Source organism: Sphingomonas sp. ATCC 31555, assembly GCF_000282895.1.
Classification (GTDB): domain Bacteria; phylum Pseudomonadota; class Alphaproteobacteria; order Sphingomonadales; family Sphingomonadaceae; genus Sphingomonas.
In genome coordinates, this window is the sequence record NZ_ALBQ01000022.1 from 1 (window position 1) to 15,727 (window position 15,727).

General features: G+C 66.9%; 14 protein-coding genes. 9 read left to right on the plus strand and 5 right to left on the minus strand.

The window, feature by feature from the left end:
- The coding region (locus tag B215_RS0112090) for a fumarylacetoacetate hydrolase family protein (RefSeq protein ID WP_019369911.1) at positions 1-831 on the minus strand (831 nt) is incomplete at its 3' end.
- Positions 832-936: 105 nt separating this feature from the next.
- On the opposite strand from B215_RS0112090, the gene B215_RS0112095 reads away from it, so the two are divergent.
- The 3 genes from B215_RS0112095 to B215_RS0112105 all read left to right on the plus strand — a co-directional run bounded on the left by B215_RS0112095 (position 937) and on the right by B215_RS0112105 (position 6,082).
- On the plus strand, positions 937-4,317 hold the full coding sequence (locus tag B215_RS0112095; RefSeq protein WP_236704470.1) for a PAS domain-containing protein: 3,381 nt from the start codon (positions 937-939) through the stop codon (positions 4,315-4,317).
- 141 nt (positions 4,318-4,458) lie between these two features.
- Positions 4,459-5,748 (plus strand): adenylosuccinate synthase, encoded by a 1,290-nt coding sequence (locus tag B215_RS0112100; protein WP_019369912.1) that lies wholly within the window; start codon positions 4,459-4,461, stop codon positions 5,746-5,748.
- A 118-nt stretch (positions 5,749-5,866) separates the two neighbouring features.
- Entirely contained in the window at positions 5,867-6,082 is a 216-nt protein-coding gene (locus B215_RS0112105) for a hypothetical protein (protein WP_026009198.1), read from the plus strand.
- A 201-nt stretch (positions 6,083-6,283) separates the two neighbouring features.
- Here the strand turns inward: B215_RS0112105 and aroC are convergent, their stop codons facing one another.
- The 3 genes from aroC to B215_RS0112120 form a co-directional block, all read right to left on the minus strand.
- Positions 6,284-7,354, minus strand: coding sequence for a chorismate synthase (gene aroC, locus B215_RS0112110; RefSeq protein WP_019369914.1), 1,071 nt, complete (start codon positions 7,352-7,354; stop codon positions 6,284-6,286).
- A gap of 70 nt (positions 7,355-7,424) precedes the next feature.
- On the minus strand, positions 7,425-8,618 hold the full coding sequence (locus B215_RS0112115; protein ID WP_019369915.1) for a thiolase family protein: 1,194 nt from the start codon (positions 8,616-8,618) through the stop codon (positions 7,425-7,427).
- 65 nt (positions 8,619-8,683) lie between these two features.
- Positions 8,684-9,460, minus strand: a complete 777-nt coding sequence (locus B215_RS0112120; RefSeq protein WP_019369916.1) for a crotonase/enoyl-CoA hydratase family protein — start codon at positions 9,458-9,460, stop codon at positions 8,684-8,686.
- 80 nt (positions 9,461-9,540) lie between these two features.
- On the opposite strand from B215_RS0112120, the gene B215_RS0112125 reads away from it, so the two are divergent.
- Together B215_RS0112125 and B215_RS0112130 are read left to right on the plus strand one after the other, a co-directional pair.
- The gene (locus tag B215_RS0112125; protein WP_019369917.1) at positions 9,541-9,993 is read left to right on the plus strand and encodes a PaaI family thioesterase; all 453 of its coding nucleotides are present in this window, start codon (positions 9,541-9,543) and stop codon (positions 9,991-9,993) included.
- The gene (locus tag B215_RS0112130; RefSeq protein ID WP_019369918.1) at positions 9,990-10,367 is read left to right on the plus strand and encodes a PaaI family thioesterase; all 378 of its coding nucleotides are present in this window, start codon (positions 9,990-9,992) and stop codon (positions 10,365-10,367) included. The genes B215_RS0112125 and B215_RS0112130 overlap by 4 nt, the downstream gene beginning before the upstream one ends.
- A gap of 44 nt (positions 10,368-10,411) precedes the next feature.
- Here B215_RS0112130 and B215_RS0112135 read toward each other — a convergent pair whose 3' ends face one another.
- Positions 10,412-11,686: a PQQ-dependent sugar dehydrogenase gene (locus B215_RS0112135; protein WP_019369919.1), complete on the minus strand. Its 1,275-nt coding sequence runs from the start codon at positions 11,684-11,686 to the stop codon at positions 10,412-10,414.
- Positions 11,687-11,902: 216 nt separating this feature from the next.
- Here B215_RS0112135 and rimP point away from each other — a divergent pair, with 216 nt between their 5' ends.
- The 4 genes from rimP to B215_RS20665 all read left to right on the plus strand — a co-directional run.
- Positions 11,903-12,457: a ribosome maturation protein RimP gene (gene rimP, locus B215_RS0112140; RefSeq protein WP_019369920.1), complete on the plus strand. Its 555-nt coding sequence runs from the start codon at positions 11,903-11,905 to the stop codon at positions 12,455-12,457.
- A 6-nt stretch (positions 12,458-12,463) separates the two neighbouring features.
- Positions 12,464-14,083, plus strand: coding sequence for a transcription termination factor NusA (gene nusA, locus B215_RS0112145; RefSeq protein ID WP_019369921.1), 1,620 nt, complete (start codon positions 12,464-12,466; stop codon positions 14,081-14,083).
- A gap of 60 nt (positions 14,084-14,143) precedes the next feature.
- A complete protein-coding gene (locus B215_RS0112150; protein WP_019369922.1) occupies positions 14,144-14,848 on the plus strand; it encodes a DUF448 domain-containing protein in 705 nt (234 codons plus the stop codon).
- Positions 14,849-14,852: 4 nt separating this feature from the next.
- On the plus strand, positions 14,853-15,727 hold an 875-nt coding region (locus B215_RS20665), incomplete at its 3' end, for a translation initiation factor IF-2 associated domain-containing protein (RefSeq protein ID WP_026009200.1).

Below are 15,727 nucleotides of genomic sequence, written 5' to 3' on the forward strand. Positions count from 1 at the left end.
GATCGGCTTGCCGGGGCCGCCATCGGCATCACGGTTGGAGACGGTGCCCGATCCAATGATCGTGCCCGCGCCCAGCGCGCGCGTCTTCGCTGCATGGGCGATCAGCGTGCCGAAATCGAAGGTCATGTCCTCGCCCGCGTCGACGCGGCCAAAGGGCTTGCCGTTCAGGTCTACCATCAGCCTGCGGTGGAGCTTGCCGTCCTGCCACCAGTCGCCCAGCGCATCCGGGGTCACGAACACCGGCGAGAAGGCGCTGGCCGGCTTGGACTGGAAGAAGCCGAAGCCCTTGGCGAGCTCGCCTGGGATCAGGTTGCGCAGCGACACATCGTTGGTCAGGCCCACCAGCCGCACCGCCGCCAGCCCCTCTTCGCGGCTGGCGCCCAGCGGCACGTCGCCGGTGACGACCACCACTTCGGCCTCCAGGTCGCAGCCCCAGCTCTCGTCCTTGAGCGGGATCACGTCGCGCGGCCCCAGGAATCCGTCCGATCCGCCCTGGTACATCAGCGGATCCTGCCAGAAGCTCTCGGGCAGTTCGGCCCCGCGCGCCTGCCGCACGAGCGCGACATGGTTCACATAGGCAGAGCCGTCCGCCCACTGGTACGCCCGCGGCAAGGGCGCCGCCGCCTGGCGCTCGTGGAAGCGCATCATCGGGATCGCTTCATGCTCTAGATCGGTGGCGAGGTTGCGCAGGTCGCCCTCTACCCGGTCCCAATCGTCCAGTGCGGCCTGCAGCGTCGGGGCAATGTGGCTGGCATCGGCGCACCAGGCTAGATCGTTCGAGACGACGACGAGTTTGCCGTCGCGACCCTGTTTGAGGCTGGCTAGTTTCATTTGACACCATCTCCTTCGCGTCACGCCATAAAGCAACAGGGGCGGGGCGGGAACCTTTGCCGCATCTACGTATTTTGCCCAGCCGAGTTGACTTCGCGCGGGGCCATGATCATCGCATTGCACATGGCCTCCCCGCTCCGTTTCCTAGACCATGGCGGTGAAATGGCCGAGCGCATTCGCGCGTTCGACTGGTCAACGCATCCCTTTGGTCCGCCGGAAACCTGGCCCGAGCCGCTGCGGGTGATGGTGGACATGGCGCTTGCGTCGAGCTTTCCCACCGCCATCTATTGGGGTCCGGAGCTTCGCCTGCTCTACAACGATGCCTGGGCGCATATTCCCGAAGAGCGGCACCCCGGGGCACTGGGCAGGCCAGGGGCCGAAGTATGGTCCGACATCTGGCACGTTGTGGGGCCGCAGATGGAGCAGGTGCTCGCCACGGGGCGCGGCTTGGCTAGCTTCGATCAGCAGCTGATGATGGTTCGCAACGGCGTGCCGCGTGAAACCTGGTGGAATTACAGCTTAACGCCGATCCGCGATGGCGAGGGGCGGGTCTTGGGCATTCTCAACCAGGGCAGCGAAACCACACGGGCGGTTCTGGCGGAACGCGAGCAGCGTGCCGAGGTCGAGCGGCTGCGCGACTATTTCCAGCAGGCGCCCGGTGCCGTGGCGCTACTGGACGGGCCGGAGCACGTCTTCACCATCGCCAATTCGGCCTATCTGGAACTGGTTGGGCGAGAGGACGTGATCGGCCAGCGCGTGGCCGAAGCTCTGCCGGAGGTGGTGGAGCAAGGCTTTGTCGACCTACTGGATCAGGTGTATCGCACCGGCGAACCCTATCGGGCGCTGGGGCAGAGCGTGCTGCTCCGCCGATATGCGGAAATCGATCCCGAACGGCGCGTCGTCGATTTCGTGTATCAGCCGATCAAGAATGCGGTTGGCCGCACCACCGGGATTTTCGTGGCGGTCAGCGACGTCACCGAGCGTGCACTCACCCAGGATGCGCTTCGGCTGAGCGAGGAGCGCCTGCAACTCGCGCTCGATGCCTCGATCGGGATCGGCACCTGGGAATGGAGCATCGAAACCGGCCGGATCACCGGCGATGCGCGATTCGCCAAGCTGTTCGGGATCGAACCCGAGCGCGTGGCAGCGGGCGGTGCGTTCGAATCGGTGCTCGCCTTCGTCCACCCGGACGATCGGACGTTGTTGCTTGCCGGCGTGCAACAGGCGCTTTCCGCCCGCGTGCCGCTCCTCGTGGAATTTCGGGTGGTGCGCGGCGATGGCGAGGTGCGCTGGCTGCTGACGCAAGGGAGCTGCATCTTCGACGAAGAGGGGCGCCCGGCACGGTTCCCGGGCGTCAGCTTCGATATCACCAATCGCAAGCAGGCCGAAGAAGCGGCGCAGGAAGCGGCCGAGGAACTGCGCGGCGTCACCGAGGCCCAGTCTTTCCTGCACGGACTGGCGGAGCGGCAGCGGGCGCTCGACACGCCCGACGCCATCATGGAAATGACCGCGGCCGAACTCGGCACCAAGCTCGGGCTGGCGCGCGTCGGATTTTACCGCGTTGCCGGCGAAACCATCCATCTCGGCCCCTGCTGGACGGCCGGCACTTTGCCGAAGCTGACTGGACAATGGGCACTGGAAGCCGTGGCGCCCCTGATCGAGCGCTACCGCAAGGGTCGCACCATAACGTTCAGCGACAGCGGCGCCGAGTTTCCGCAGAGCGAACTCAGCCGAATTTCTCCCTCGGCGATCGGCGTTCCGTTGCTGCGCGGCGGGCAATGGGTCGCGACCTTCTATGCCAATGCCGAAGGCCCCCGCGCCTGGCAGGCAGAGGAAGTCGCATTTGTCGAAACCGTCGTGGAAACCACCTGGGATTCGGTGGAGCGTGCCGATGCGGTGCTGGCGCTGCGCGAAAGCGAAGCGAAGTTCCGCGCCATCGCGAATTCGATCGACCACATGGTCTGGTCGGCCGATGCCGAGGGCTTGGTCGATTATTATAACGACCGCTGGTACGATTATACCGGCGTGCCGATCGGCAGCACCGATGGCACAGCCTGGGGCCAGGTTCTTCATCCGGACGATCAGGCCCGCGCTGCGGCGGTATGGGAGCATTGCGTCCAAACCGGCGATCTGTACCGCATCGAATATCGCATGCGGCACCATAGCGGCGCCTATCGCTGGGCGCTGGGTCGCGCGCAGCCGCTGCGCGACGAAGGCGGCCGCATCGTTCGCTGGTTCGGCACCAGCACCGACATTCAGGACATTGTCGACGCGCGCGAAGTCCTCGCCCGATCGCGCGAGGAGCTGGAAGCCGCAGTGCGCGAACGCACCGAACGGCTGATGGCGGCAGAGGCGCAGCTCCGCCAGGCGCAGAAGATGGAGGCGGTGGGCCAGCTGACCGGTGGCATCGCGCATGATTTCAACAATATGCTGGCGGTGGTGATCGGTGCGCTCGATCTGCTGGAGCGGCGGGTGGCGCAGGGCCGATCGGATATCGAACGCTATCTGGTCGCCGCTCGCGACGGCGCCACGCGTGCGGCGGCGCTAACCCAGCGGTTGCTTGCCTTTTCGCGCCAGCAACCGCTCGCGCCCACGGCGCTGGACGTGAACGACATGCTGAGCGGGATGATCGAGCTCCTGGTCCGCACGCTCGGCGAAGGCGTGGTCATCGAGACGCGGCTGGCGCACCAGCTCTCGCCGGTGGTGGCCGATCGCAACCAGCTGGAAAATGTCGTGCTCAATCTTGCGGTCAACGGCCGGGATGCCATGCCGGACGGCGGCACGCTGATGATCGAGACGCGGCAGGTGACGCTGGCGGGTGACGCGGCGGAGCAGCACGATGTCGCGCCTGGCGACTATGTGGAGATCCTGATCGGCGATACCGGCACCGGGATGCCGCGCGCGGTGGCGGCGCGCGCCTTCGATCCGTTCTTCACCACCAAGGGGCTTGGCAAGGGCACCGGCCTGGGCCTGAGCCAGGTATTCGGCTTCGTCCGTCAGTCGGGCGGGCATGTGACGATCGAAAGCGAACAGGGCGCCGGCACGGAGGTGCGCGTGCTGCTGCCCGCACGCCCGGAGGCGGTTCCCGCGCCGGTGGAGGCGCGGGAGGTACGCGAATTGCCGCGCGGCCGCGCCGAAGAAATCATCCTGGTTGTCGAGGACGAGGATCGCGTGCGCAGCTTCTCGGTCGAGGCGCTGCGCGACCTTGGCTACGGCGTCGTCTTCGCCCGCGACGGAATCGAGGCGTTGCGGCTGCTCGAGCGCGGTCATGCGATATCGCTGCTGTTCAGCGACGTGGTGATGCCGGAGATGAGCGGCCGCGAACTCGCGGCGCGGGTGCGGCAGCGCAAGCCCGGCGTGAAGGTGCTGCTGACAAGTGGGTATGCGCCGGACGAGCCGATCGGTGTTACGGAGGAAGATATTCTTCCCAAGCCGTTCGACGTTGCCGCGCTGGCCGTGGCGATTCGTACCGCGCTGGACGGCTGAAGCCAGGAAAGGCTTGACCTTGCGGCTGCGTTTCGTCATTCGCGCCGCGGCTTCGGGCGACGCGTCCGATGGACCAGCCCGGCTGCCGAGTCCTGTCGAAGGGCGGCCAGGGTCCGCCCGGCAGGCGGAGGACGTGTATTCATGGCAAATGTGGCAGTGATCGGCGCTCAGTGGGGCGACGAAGGCAAAGGTAAGATCGTCGACTGGCTTGCCGAGCGCGCCGATGTGGTGGTTCGCTTCCAGGGCGGGCACAATGCCGGCCACACGCTGGTGATCGGCGAAAAGGTCTACAAGCTCTCGCTGCTTCCCTCGGGCATCGTTCGCGGCACCCCGAGCGTGATCGGCAATGGCGTGGTGCTCGATCCCTGGGCATTGAAGGCCGAGGTGGAGAAGCTGCGCGAGCAGGGCGTCGACGTGACCCCGGACACGCTCAAGATCGCCGATACCTGCCCGCTGATCCTGCCGTTCCACCGGGATCTCGATGCGCTGCGCGAGGATGCCAGCGGCGCCGGCAAGATCGGCACTACGCGCCGCGGCATCGGCCCGGCCTATGAGGACAAGGTCGGCCGCCGCGCGATCCGTGTGTGCGACCTCGCCAATCTCGATTCGATCGGGCCGCAGCTCGATCGCCTCGCGGCGCACCATGATGCGCTGCGCGCCGGCTTCGGCCAGCCGCCGATCGACCGGCAGGCGCTGGTCGAGGAGCTGCGCGGTATCGCCGGCTTCGTGTTGCCGTTCGTGCAGCCGGTGTGGAAGATGCTTAACGAGGCGCGGTCGCGTGGCCGTCGCATCCTGTTCGAGGGTGCGCAGGGCGTGCTGCTCGACATCGATCACGGCACCTATCCGTTCGTCACCTCGTCCAACACCGTGTCGGGCACCGCGGCCAGCGGCAGCGGCATGGGGCCGGGTGCCGTGGGCTTCGTGCTCGGCATCGCCAAGGCCTACACCACCCGCGTCGGATCGGGCCCATTCCCGACCGAGCTGGACAATGAAGTGGGCGAGCGGCTCGGTACGCGTGGCCATGAATTCGGCACTGTTACCGGCCGCAAGCGCCGCTGCGGCTGGCTCGATGCGGTGCTGCTACGCCAGTCGGTCGCGGTCTCCGGCATCACCGGCATCGCGCTGACCAAGCTCGACGTGCTTGACGGTTTCGAGGAGATCCAGGTCTGCACCGGATACCGCCTGAACGGCGAGGTGCTCGACTATTATCCTGCCAGCGCGCCTGACCAAGCGGCGGTGGAGCCCATCTACGAAACGATGGAAGGCTGGTCCGAATCGACCGCTGGTGCACGGAGCTGGGCGGAACTGCCTGCTCAGGCGATCAAGTATATTCGTCGGATCGAAGAACTGATCCAGTGCCCGGTAGCGCTGGTATCCACCAGCCCCGAGCGCGAAGACACGATCCTGGTACGGGATCCCTTCGCCGACTGAAACGGGAGCGCCCGGCCCTCCGCTTGGGAGGACCGGGCGCTCACATCGCGCACTCGCGCATTAACGATGGCGGTTGTGCTTCGGCGCCTCAGGTTCAGTCGAAGACTCTGGCGTCGTCGTGCTATCGGTCGTCGTGGACGAGTCCGGACTCGACGGCCGCGTCGTGGTCGAGCTGGAATCCGACGGCCAGGTCGTCGTGCCGCTCGAAGGCGATTCCGGCGGCGTATTGGGCGACGGGCTGGTGTTTGGCGTTGTCGGCGTGGTGGTCGTCTGGCCAGGGCCTGTCTGGCCCGGCGTGGTGCTCTGGTCCATCGTCTGGCCTGGGGCCGTCTGACCTGGCGCAGTGTCCTGCGCAAATGCGGCCGGGGCTGCGATCAGGGTGGCGGCAGCGAGAATCGTCTTGATATACATTACTCGGCATCCTTCTGTTGATCATGCCAACGGAAGAGAAACCATCGAATGCGGCAGAAGTCCCACCAACTGATTTCGATTAGCCGATAAAAGCGAACGGATCAGGGGCGAGTCGAGTGCAAGATCAGCCGACCTGTGCCCGGTGCAACAATTTCTGATCCGCAAGCACCAGCGCCACCATTGCTTCGACGACCGGCACTCCACGAATACCTACGCAGGGGTCGTGGCGGCCCTTGGTGCGAATCTCACTTGCCTCGCCCTCGCGGGTCACCGTCTCGACTGGGATCAGGATCGAACTGGTCGGCTTGAACGCGACGCGCATCCGCACCGGCTGGCCGGTGGCGATGCCGCCTGCAATTCCGCCGGCATGGTTGGCGAGGAAGTCGACGCCGCCATCGGCACCGGGCCGCATCGCATCCGCATTCTCTTCGCCGCGCAGGCCTGCCGCCGCGAAGCCATCGCCGATCTCGAAGCCCTTCACGGCATTGATCGACATGCAGGCCGCCGCCAGTTCGCTGTCGAGCTTGGCATAGAGCGGGGCACCCCAGCCGGCGGGCACGCCGGTAGCTTCGCACGCGACCACGGCGCCGAGCGAGGAGCCGTCCTTGCGTGCCGCGTCTACCAGCCCTTCCCAGCGCTGGGCCGCCTCCGGATCGGGGCAGAAGAACGGGTTGTTGCCGATCTCGGCGGCATCGAACTTCGCATAATCGATCGCGTCGCCGCCAATCGCCTCGACCCAGGCCGTGATCGTTACTTCCGGGATCACCAGCCGTGCGACCGCACCGGCGGCGACCCGCGCCGCGGTCTCGCGCGCCGAGGAACGGCCGCCCCCGCGATAGTCGCGGAAGCCGTATTTCTGGTCATAGGCGTAATCGGCATGCCCGGGGCGATAGGCCTTGGCGACCTCCGAATAGTCCTTCGAGCGCTGGTCGACATTGTCGATGTGCAGCGCGATCGGCGTGCCGGTGGTGCGCCCCTCGAAAACGCCGGAGAGGATTCGGACCTGGTCCGGCTCCTGGCGCTGGGTGGTGAAGCGCGACTGGCCGGGGCGGCGGCGGTCGAGGAAAGGCTGGATGTCGCTCTCGCTCAAGCTCAGCCCCGGCGGGCAGCCATCCACCACGGCGCCGAGCGCGGGCCCATGGCTCTCGCCCCAAGTGGTGAAGCGGAATACGCGACCGAAGCTGTTGAACGACATCGGCGCACGCCCTCCGTCTGGGTTGAAACCGCGGGCCGTTTCGCAGGTGTCGCGCGCGGCTGCAACCCGTTCAGACGATCTCGAACAACCCCGCCGCGCCCATGCCACCCGCCGTGCACATCGAGACGACCACGTAGCGCACCCCGCGCCGCCGCCCTTCGATCAGCGCATGGCCTACCAGCCGGCTGCCGGTCATGCCGAACGGATGGCCGATCGCGATCGCGCCGCCGCTGACGTTGAGCTTCTCCGGATCGATGCCCAGCGTGTCGCGGCAATAGAGGCACTGGCTGGCGAACGCCTCGTTGATCTCCCACAGGCCGATATCCTCGACCTTCAGGCCGGCGCGGGCGAGCAGCTTGGGCACGGCGAAGACGGGGCCGATGCCCATCTCCTCGGGTTCGCAGCCCGCGACCTGGAAGCCGCGATAGATGCCGAGGATCGGGCGGCCTTCCGCCTCGGCGGTCTTGCGATCCATCAGAATCTGCGCGGCGGCGCCGTCGGAGAGCTGGCTGGCATTGCCGGCGGTGACGTGGCGGCCGTCCGCGATAAAGGCGCCGTCCTTCCATACCGGCTTGAGGGTGGCGAGCACCTCGGCTGTGGTGCCCGGCCGGATGCCTTCGTCCTGGGTTACCGTCACGGTCTCGCTGCCGGTGCGATTGCCCGCCTTGTCGAGCAGCGCCTTGGTGACGGTGATCGGCGCGATTTCCTCCTTGAAAGCGCCACGGGCGAGCGCGTCGGCGGCGCGCTGCTGACTCGTCGCGGCGAATGCGTCCTGTGCCTCGCGGCTGATCCCATAGCGTTCGGCGACAATCTCTGCCGTCTCGATCATCGGGATGTACGCCGCGGGCACCTGGTCCGTGACCGAGCGGTTCGCATAACGCGGCGCGCTGGCCATGGTCAGGCTGATCGACTCCATCCCGCCGGCCAGCGCCACGTCGATCTCGTCGGTCATGATCGAGCGGGCGGCGAGGGCGATGGCGGTGAGGCCCGATCCGCATTTCCGGTCGAGGCTGAACGCCGGCACGGTGTGCGGGATACCCGCGGCAAACAGCGCCATCCGCGCCATGTTCGCGCCCTGCGTGCCCCATTGGTTACCTATGCCGTAGAACACATCGTCGATTCGCGCGGGGTCGATCCCGGCGCGTTCCACCGCCGCGTTCATCACATGCGCGGCGAGCACCGGCGCTTCGGTATCGTTGAAATAGCCTCGACCCGCCTTGCCGATACCGGTGCGGGCGGTGGAGACGATCGCGGCTTCGCGCATGGCACCCTCTCGCAATTTCGAGTTCCGGGTACGCTTCCGCTATTGCGTGGCGGAATGCAACCGGTTCAGTCGTGGAACTGGGGCGCGCGCTTCTGCATATTGGCCGTCACCGCTTCGATCTGGTTGGGCGAGCGCATCAGCGCCGCCTGCTCCACACTCTCCGCCATCAGCACGGCGGCAGAGTCGCCCTCGTAGTTGGCGAGCCGCTTGGCGGCGCGGATCGCATCCGGATTGCGGCCGGCGATGGCGCGGGCGAGGGTGAGCGCCTCCGCGTGCGGATCCTCCGCCAGATGCGTGACGAAGCCGAGCACCTGCGCCTCCGCCGCGTCGAATTCGCGGGCGGTGTAGGTCAGTTCGCGCAGCACGTCGTCGCGCACCGTGCCGCGCCAGAGTACGAAGCCCGCCATGTCCGGTACGATGCCCCATTTCAGCTCCATCACCGACAGCCGCGTATTGGGCGCGGCAATCCGCACGTCGGCGCCGCTGGCGATCTGCAGCCCGCCGCCGAACGCCACGCCATGCACCGCCGCGATCACCGGCACGGGCAGTGTCCGCCAGCCCCAGGCGACCTGCTGGAAGCTGTTGGCCAGGCCGTGGGTTCGCGCCGTGAGATCGGTGCCCGCGCCGGCGCTGGCCATGCTCGCCATGTCGAGCCCGGCGCAAAAGGCGCGGCCTTCGCCCGACAGCACCACTGCACGCAGGCCTTGCGTTTCACCTAGCGTATCGATCGCGCGCAGGATCGCATCGAACATCGCCGGGTCGAGCGCGTTCATCTTGTCGGGCCGGGCGAGCCGCACATCGGCCACGCCCTCCTTGATGGTCCAGGTCACGCGCTCGCTCATTACGGCATCCTCTCGTGGTTTCGCGCAAATGTGCGGCGAAGCATTTGCGCGGGCAAGATGGTGTGGCTAGAAAAGCCGGTATGTCCCAGCCCAGCGATCCCGCGGCGGTGCCCCGGTTCGATCCGCGCATGTTTTTTGCGCTCCGCTTTCCCAACCATGGCAGCCGCCTGGGGGTCGCCTATCGCGACCATGGCGACGACTGGTCGGAGCTGCAGCTGCCCTGGCGCGAGGATCTGGTGGGGCAGGAGGAGACGGGGGTGCTCGCCTCGGGTCCGATCCTCGCGCTGATGGACATGGCGAGCAGCGTCGCGGTGTGGCTGAAGGTCGGCAAGTTCCTGCCGCACGCCACGCTGGACCTGCGCATAGACTATCTGCGCCCGGCGCGCACGGACCAGACGGTGATCGGGCGGTGCGAATGCTATCGGCTCACCCGTTCGATCGCGTTCGTGCGCGGGCAGGCGCATGACGGGGATCCCGAGGACCCGCTGGCGCATGTCGCCGGCACCTTCATGGCATCGGAGGGCTATTGGTGAAGCTGCCTCCTTATGCCGAGCTGCTGGGGCTCACGGTCGAGCCGGGTGCGGATGCGCCGGTGCTGGTGATGCCCTTTTCCGGCGACGTGGTCGGACGGCCGGGGTTCCTGCATGGCGGCGCGATCGGCGGCTTGCTCGAGATGGCGGCGGTCGGTGCGCTGCTCCAGGCGCTGGAGTCCGAGGGCGGGGCGAAGGTGAAGCCCGTCAACGTCACCGTCGACTATATGCGCGGCGGGCGCGAGAAGGAAACGCGCGCCAAGGGCACGGTCACGCGGCTGGGCAATCGCGTCGCGAACGTCAGCGCGGTCGCGTGGCAGGATGAAGAAGACCGGCCCATCGCCTCGGCGCGGATGAACTTCCTGATCGCCAGGTAATGTAAATCCTCCCCGAGTTTTGCCCGGGGAGGAATTTCACAGCCTCATTTCTTCGGGCTGATCCGCAGCAGCCAGCCGCCGGCGCCGCGGGCGCCGTCCTCCAGCAGCCATAGCGCGCCATCCGGGCCCTGCGCGACATCGCGAATACGGGTGCCCATGTCCCATTGATCGGCCTTGCGGGCAGTGGTGCCATCAAGGGCGATGCGGATCAGCGCCTGGCCCGACATCGCGCCCATCAGCAGCGATCCCTTCCACTGCGGAAACTCGCTGCCGGTATAATAAAGCATCCCGGCCGGCGAGATTGAGGGCACCCAGTGGAGCTTGGGCATTTCATAGCCGTCGCCCGCCTTGGGCTTGGGAATTGGCGTGTTATTGTAATTCTCGCCGAACGAGACGTTCGGCCAGCCATAGTTGCGGCCCTTGACGATCAGGTTGAGCTCGTCGCCACCCTGCGGACCCATTTCGTGTTCCCACAGGTTTCCGGCCGCGTCGAAGGCCATGCCATAGGGATTGCGATGGCCGCTCGTCCAGATGGCGGCCGGCGCCGGATTCGGCCCGTCGAACGCGAAGGGACGGGCATTGGCGGTTTTGGCGGCTTCGGTGTCGCGCGGAGGATCGAACACCTGCACGGTCGTGGCGCCGGTCTTGCCGGCCTCCGGATTGTCCGGCGCCGGTTTGCCGTCGAGCGTCAGGTGCAGGATCTTGCCGATCGCCTGGTTCGGGTCTTGCGCGGGCGTGAAGCGCTGGCGCTCGCCCGAGGCGAGGAACAGCGATTTGCCGTCGGGGGCGAAGGCGATCACCGCGCCGAACTGGCCGCCCTGGCCATCCGCACCGGTACGGAACAGCACCTCTACATTGTCGAGTCTCGCCGCCATGGCGCGGCCACGAGTGAGGCGGGCGCGGGCGAGCGCCAGCGCGCTACCATTCGCGCGCGGCTCCGAATAGGTGAAGTAAATCGCGTTGCTGTTCGCGAAATCAGGTGCGGGCGCCACGTCGAGCAGGCCGCCCTGGCCGCCACCAGCAACCTTGGGCACACCGGTCACTTCCTGCGTAGCCTGGCCCGCCTGCCACAGTTGAAGATGACCGGCCTTTTCGGTGACCAGCGCGGCGCCGTCCGGCAGGAAGGCGATCGCAAAGGGTTCGTTGAAATCGGCGACGCGGGTGGCGATGAACGGCGCCCCGGCCGGCAGCGGTGTCGGCGTGCCGCTGGGCACGGGTGCCGGCGTAGGCGTGGCGCTAGCCTGCTGCGCGTTGGAACCCGGAGAAGAACAGGCGGCGGCGAAAAGTGCGGGGATCAGCAGCAGCGAACGTGGCATCATCGAATCTCCAGCGGTGGCTTGCCTGCAAAGGCAGCCGGTCTTGCAACGCGTTGCAACAGCTTTCGTACTGGAAAAGATGCATGCCAACTGCGCGCCCCCTTGCTCCCCAGGGCACGATTGCGTATATCGCTGCCTGCTTTCTCGGACATCGTCAAACATGATCGAGGTCGGAGCCGCCAGGCTCCGGCGCCGAAGCTGCTTGAATGCCCATTGGAGATGCGTGTGGCGAATCTCGCCGAACTGGCCGGAATGATCGAAGCGGAAGCGCAGGCGCTGGGCTTTGCCCTGGTGCGCGTGAAGATGTTCGGCGGCCAGAGCGATCCCACGCTGCAGATCATGGCCGAGCGCCCGGATACGCGCCAGCTGACGATCGACGATTGCGCCGATCTGTCGCGCCGCGTCTCGGACTTGCTCGATAGGCTAGAAGCCGAGGGCCGCGACCCGATCGACCATGCCTATCGGCTGGAAGTAAGCTCGCCCGGCATCGATCGGCCGCTCACCCGGCTGCAGGATTTTGAAGATTGGAAGGGCCACGAAGCCCGGATCACGCTCGCCGAGAAGATGGATGGGCGCAAGCAGTTCAAGGGCGATCTCGCCGGCATCGATACGCACGCCGCCAGCATCACCATCGTCACGCAGGACGGCGCCGAACATGTGCTGCCCTTCGCGGCGATCGAAGACGCCAAGCTGACGATGACCGATCGCCTGATCGCCGCCACCGCGCCGCTCTCCGCCGAGGGCGCAGACAAGATTATCGAAGTAGAAGGATAAGCCCGGATGGCCACCGCCATTTCTGCCAACAAGGCCGAGCTCATCGCGATCGCTGATTCGGTTGCGAAGGAAAAGCTGATCGACAAGGCCATCGTCATCGAGGCGATGGAGGATGCGATCCAGCGTGCGGCGAAGAACCGCTACGGCGTGGAAAACGACATTCGTGCGAAGCTCGACCCGGTTTCGGGCGACCTCCGCCTGTGGCGCGTCGTCGAAGTGGTCGAGCAGGTCGACGACTATTTCAAGCAGGTCGACCTGAAGGGTGCGCAGAAGCTGCAGAAGGGCGCGAAGGTCGGTGACTTCATCGTCGATCCGCTGCCCCCGATCGAATTCGGCCGCATCCAGGCGCAGGCTTCCAAGCAGATCATATTCCAGAAGGTCCGCGACGCCGAGCGCGAGCGCCAGTTCGACGAGTTCAAGGACCGGGTGAACGAAATCATCACCGGCGTGGTGAAGCGGGTCGAGTTCGGCCATGTCGTCGTCGATCTGGGCCGCGCCGAAGGCGTGATCCGCCGCGACCAGCAGATCCCGCGCGAAGTGGTGCGCGTCGGCGATCGCGTGCGTTCGGTGATCCTCAACGTCCGCCGCGAAAATCGCGGTCCGCAGATCTTCCTGAGCCGGGCGCACCCCGAATTCATGAAGAAGCTGTTCGCGCAGGAAGTACCTGAAATCTACGACGGCATCATCGAGATCAAGGCCGCCGCCCGCGATCCGGGCAGCCGCGCAAAGATCGGCGTGATCAGCCATGACGGCTCGATCGATCCGGTCGGCGCCTGCGTTGGCATGAAGGGCAGCCGCGTGCAGGCCGTCGTGCAGGAAATGCAGGGCGAGAAGATCGACATCATCCCCTGGTCGCCGGACACGGCCACTTTCGTCGTCAACGCGCTGCAGCCCGCGAATGTCAGCCGCGTCGTGATCGACGAGGAAGAGGATCGCATCGAAGTCGTCGTCCCCGACGATCAGCTGAGTCTCGCCATCGGCCGTCGCGGCCAGAATGTGCGTCTCGCCAGCCAGCTGACCGGCAAGGCGATCGACATCCTCACCGAGGCGGATGCGAGCGAGAAGCGCCAGAAGGAATTCGTCGAGCGTTCGGAGATGTTCCAGAACGAGCTCGACGTCGACGAGACGCTGGCCCAGCTGTTGGTCGCCGAAGGCTTCGGCGCGCTGGAAGAGGTCGCCTATGTCGAGATCGAGGAGCTCGCGACGATCGAGGGGTTCGACGAGGATCTCGCGCAGGAACTGCAGAACCGCGCCCAGGAAGCGCTGGAGCGCCGCGAGGAAGCCAATCGCGAGGAGCGCCGTGCGCTTGGCGTGGAGGACGACCTCACGACCATGCCTTATCTGACCGAAGCGATGCTGGTCACGCTCGGCAAGGCGGGCATCAAGACGCTCGACGACCTCGCCGATCTGGCGACCGACGAACTGGTAGAGAAGAAGCGTGCCGAACCGCGCCGCCGCGGCGAAGATGCACCGCGCAAGGAAGCCAAGGGCGGCATCCTGGCCGAATATGGCCTGAGCGACGAGCAGGGCAACGAGATCATCATGGCCGCGCGCGCCCATTGGTTCACCGACGAGGAACCTGCTCCGGCAGGCGAGGAGGACGCAATTGCGGACTCCGAGCAATGATACGCGCCGACTGACATCATCGTCATGGGCCATCGACTCCTCCCATAGCGGGAGGGGCCGATGACCGACGCAATTCGCACCTGCATCCTGTCGCGCGAGGGATCGCCGCGGGATGGGCTGATCCGACTCGTGCTTTCGCCCGAGGGCGAAGTGCTGCCCGATATTCGCGCCAAGGCCCCCGGTCGTGGCGCGTGGATCTCCGTCGACAAGGCGGGGCTCGCGGCATCGCGCGACAAGGGCAAGCTGCGCGGCGCGCTTTCGCGCAGCTTCCGTACCGGCGAGATCCGCATCCCCGACGATCTTGAAGACCGGATCGCCACCCAGCTGCAGCGCGCCGCGCTCGACCGGCTGGGGCTGGAGGCGAAGGCCGGTTATGTGGTGATCGGCACCGAGCGAATCGAAAAGGCCGCGCGCAGCGGGCGGCTGCACCTGCTGCTTCATGCCGCCGATGCCGGCGATGACGGCGCCCGGCGGCTTGCCCAGGCGTGGCGGGTTGGCTCGGATCGGGAAGGTTCTGCCCTCAAGGGCTTAACATTGCCTGTCTCGCGCACCATATTGTCCTTGGCGCTAGGCCGCGAAAATGTGGTACACGCCGGACTCATCGACGCCCGGGCGGCGCAACGGACGAGCGAAGCGCTCGATCGCTGGCTGCACTTTATCGGACCCGAACCTGCTTCCGTGTCTTGCGAAACCGAATCGCAAGGCGCATCGGCATTTCCGTCCGCCGTGCCATTGACGACGAACATTACTGAGGAACTTGAGTAGCCGCATGAGCGACACCGAAAACGACAAGCCGAAACTGGGCATGCGCGCGCCGCTGGGTCTGAAGCGCACGGTGGAAACCGGCAAGGTGAAGCAGAGCTTCAGCCATGGCCGTTCCAACACCGTGGTCGTGGAGGTCAAGCGTCGCCGTGTCCTCGGCCCGCAGGGTGCGCCGCAGGACGAAGCGACGCCGGCGCCTGCGCCCGCGCCCGCTGATGCTCCGGCTGCTCAGGCCCCCCGCGCACCCGCGCCCCAGGCACCGCGTCCGGCGTCCCCGCCGCCGCGCAAGCCGATGGACAATCTGTCGCCGCAGGAGCGCCAGGCCAAGCTGCTGCGCGAGGCCGAAGAACAGCGCATGCAGGCGCTGGAGGAAGGCCGTCGCCGTGACGAGCGTCTTCGCGCCGAGGCCCAGGCCGAAGAACGTCGCCGCGTAGAGGCACGTGCCGCGGCAGAAGCCGAAGCAGCTGCGGCGCCCGAGCCGGCCCCGGCTCCCGCGCCCACACCTGAACCGAAGCCCGAGGTTGTTGCCGAGGCGCCGGCTCCGGCGCCGGCTGCGGCTCCCGCACCCGCCCCCACGCCTGAGCCCGCCGCACCGCAGGCCGCTACCCCGCAGCCGGTGGCGCCCAAGCCCGCCCAGCCGCAGGCCGCCGCGCCCAAGCCGGCTGCGCCGGCGCAGCCGCCGCGCCGTCCGGTGCCGCAGGGCCCGATCACGCTGCAGCTCGATGCGTCGCTCCCTGCGCCCCGTCGTTTCACGCCCGTGCAGCGGCCGGAAATTCCCAAGCCGCAGCCCAAGCCCGAGCCGCAGCAGGCAGCGCCCGCCGCGGCCCCGCAGGCGCAGCAGCAACCCGCGCAGAACCAGGCGCAGCAGCGGCCCGCGCCGGG

Coding starts and splice junctions, on each gene's coding strand:
- B215_RS0112095 (WP_236704470.1), top strand. CDS start 937: ATGATCATCGCATTGCACATGGCCTCCCCGCTCCGTTTCCTAGACCAT.
- B215_RS0112100 (WP_019369912.1), top strand. CDS start 4,459: ATGGCAAATGTGGCAGTGATCGGCGCTCAGTGGGGCGACGAAGGCAAA.
- aroC (WP_019369914.1), bottom strand. CDS start 7,354: ATGTCGTTCAACAGCTTCGGTCGCGTATTCCGCTTCACCACTTGGGGC.
- B215_RS0112115 (WP_019369915.1), bottom strand. CDS start 8,618: ATGCGCGAAGCCGCGATCGTCTCCACCGCCCGCACCGGTATCGGCAAG.
- B215_RS0112120 (WP_019369916.1), bottom strand. CDS start 9,460: ATGAGCGAGCGCGTGACCTGGACCATCAAGGAGGGCGTGGCCGATGTG.
- B215_RS0112125 (WP_019369917.1), top strand. CDS start 9,541: ATGTCCCAGCCCAGCGATCCCGCGGCGGTGCCCCGGTTCGATCCGCGC.
- B215_RS0112135 (WP_019369919.1), bottom strand. CDS start 11,686: ATGATGCCACGTTCGCTGCTGCTGATCCCCGCACTTTTCGCCGCCGCC.
- rimP (WP_019369920.1), top strand. CDS start 11,903: ATGCGTGTGGCGAATCTCGCCGAACTGGCCGGAATGATCGAAGCGGAA.
- nusA (WP_019369921.1), top strand. CDS start 12,464: ATGGCCACCGCCATTTCTGCCAACAAGGCCGAGCTCATCGCGATCGCT.
- B215_RS0112150 (WP_019369922.1), top strand. CDS start 14,144: ATGACCGACGCAATTCGCACCTGCATCCTGTCGCGCGAGGGATCGCCG.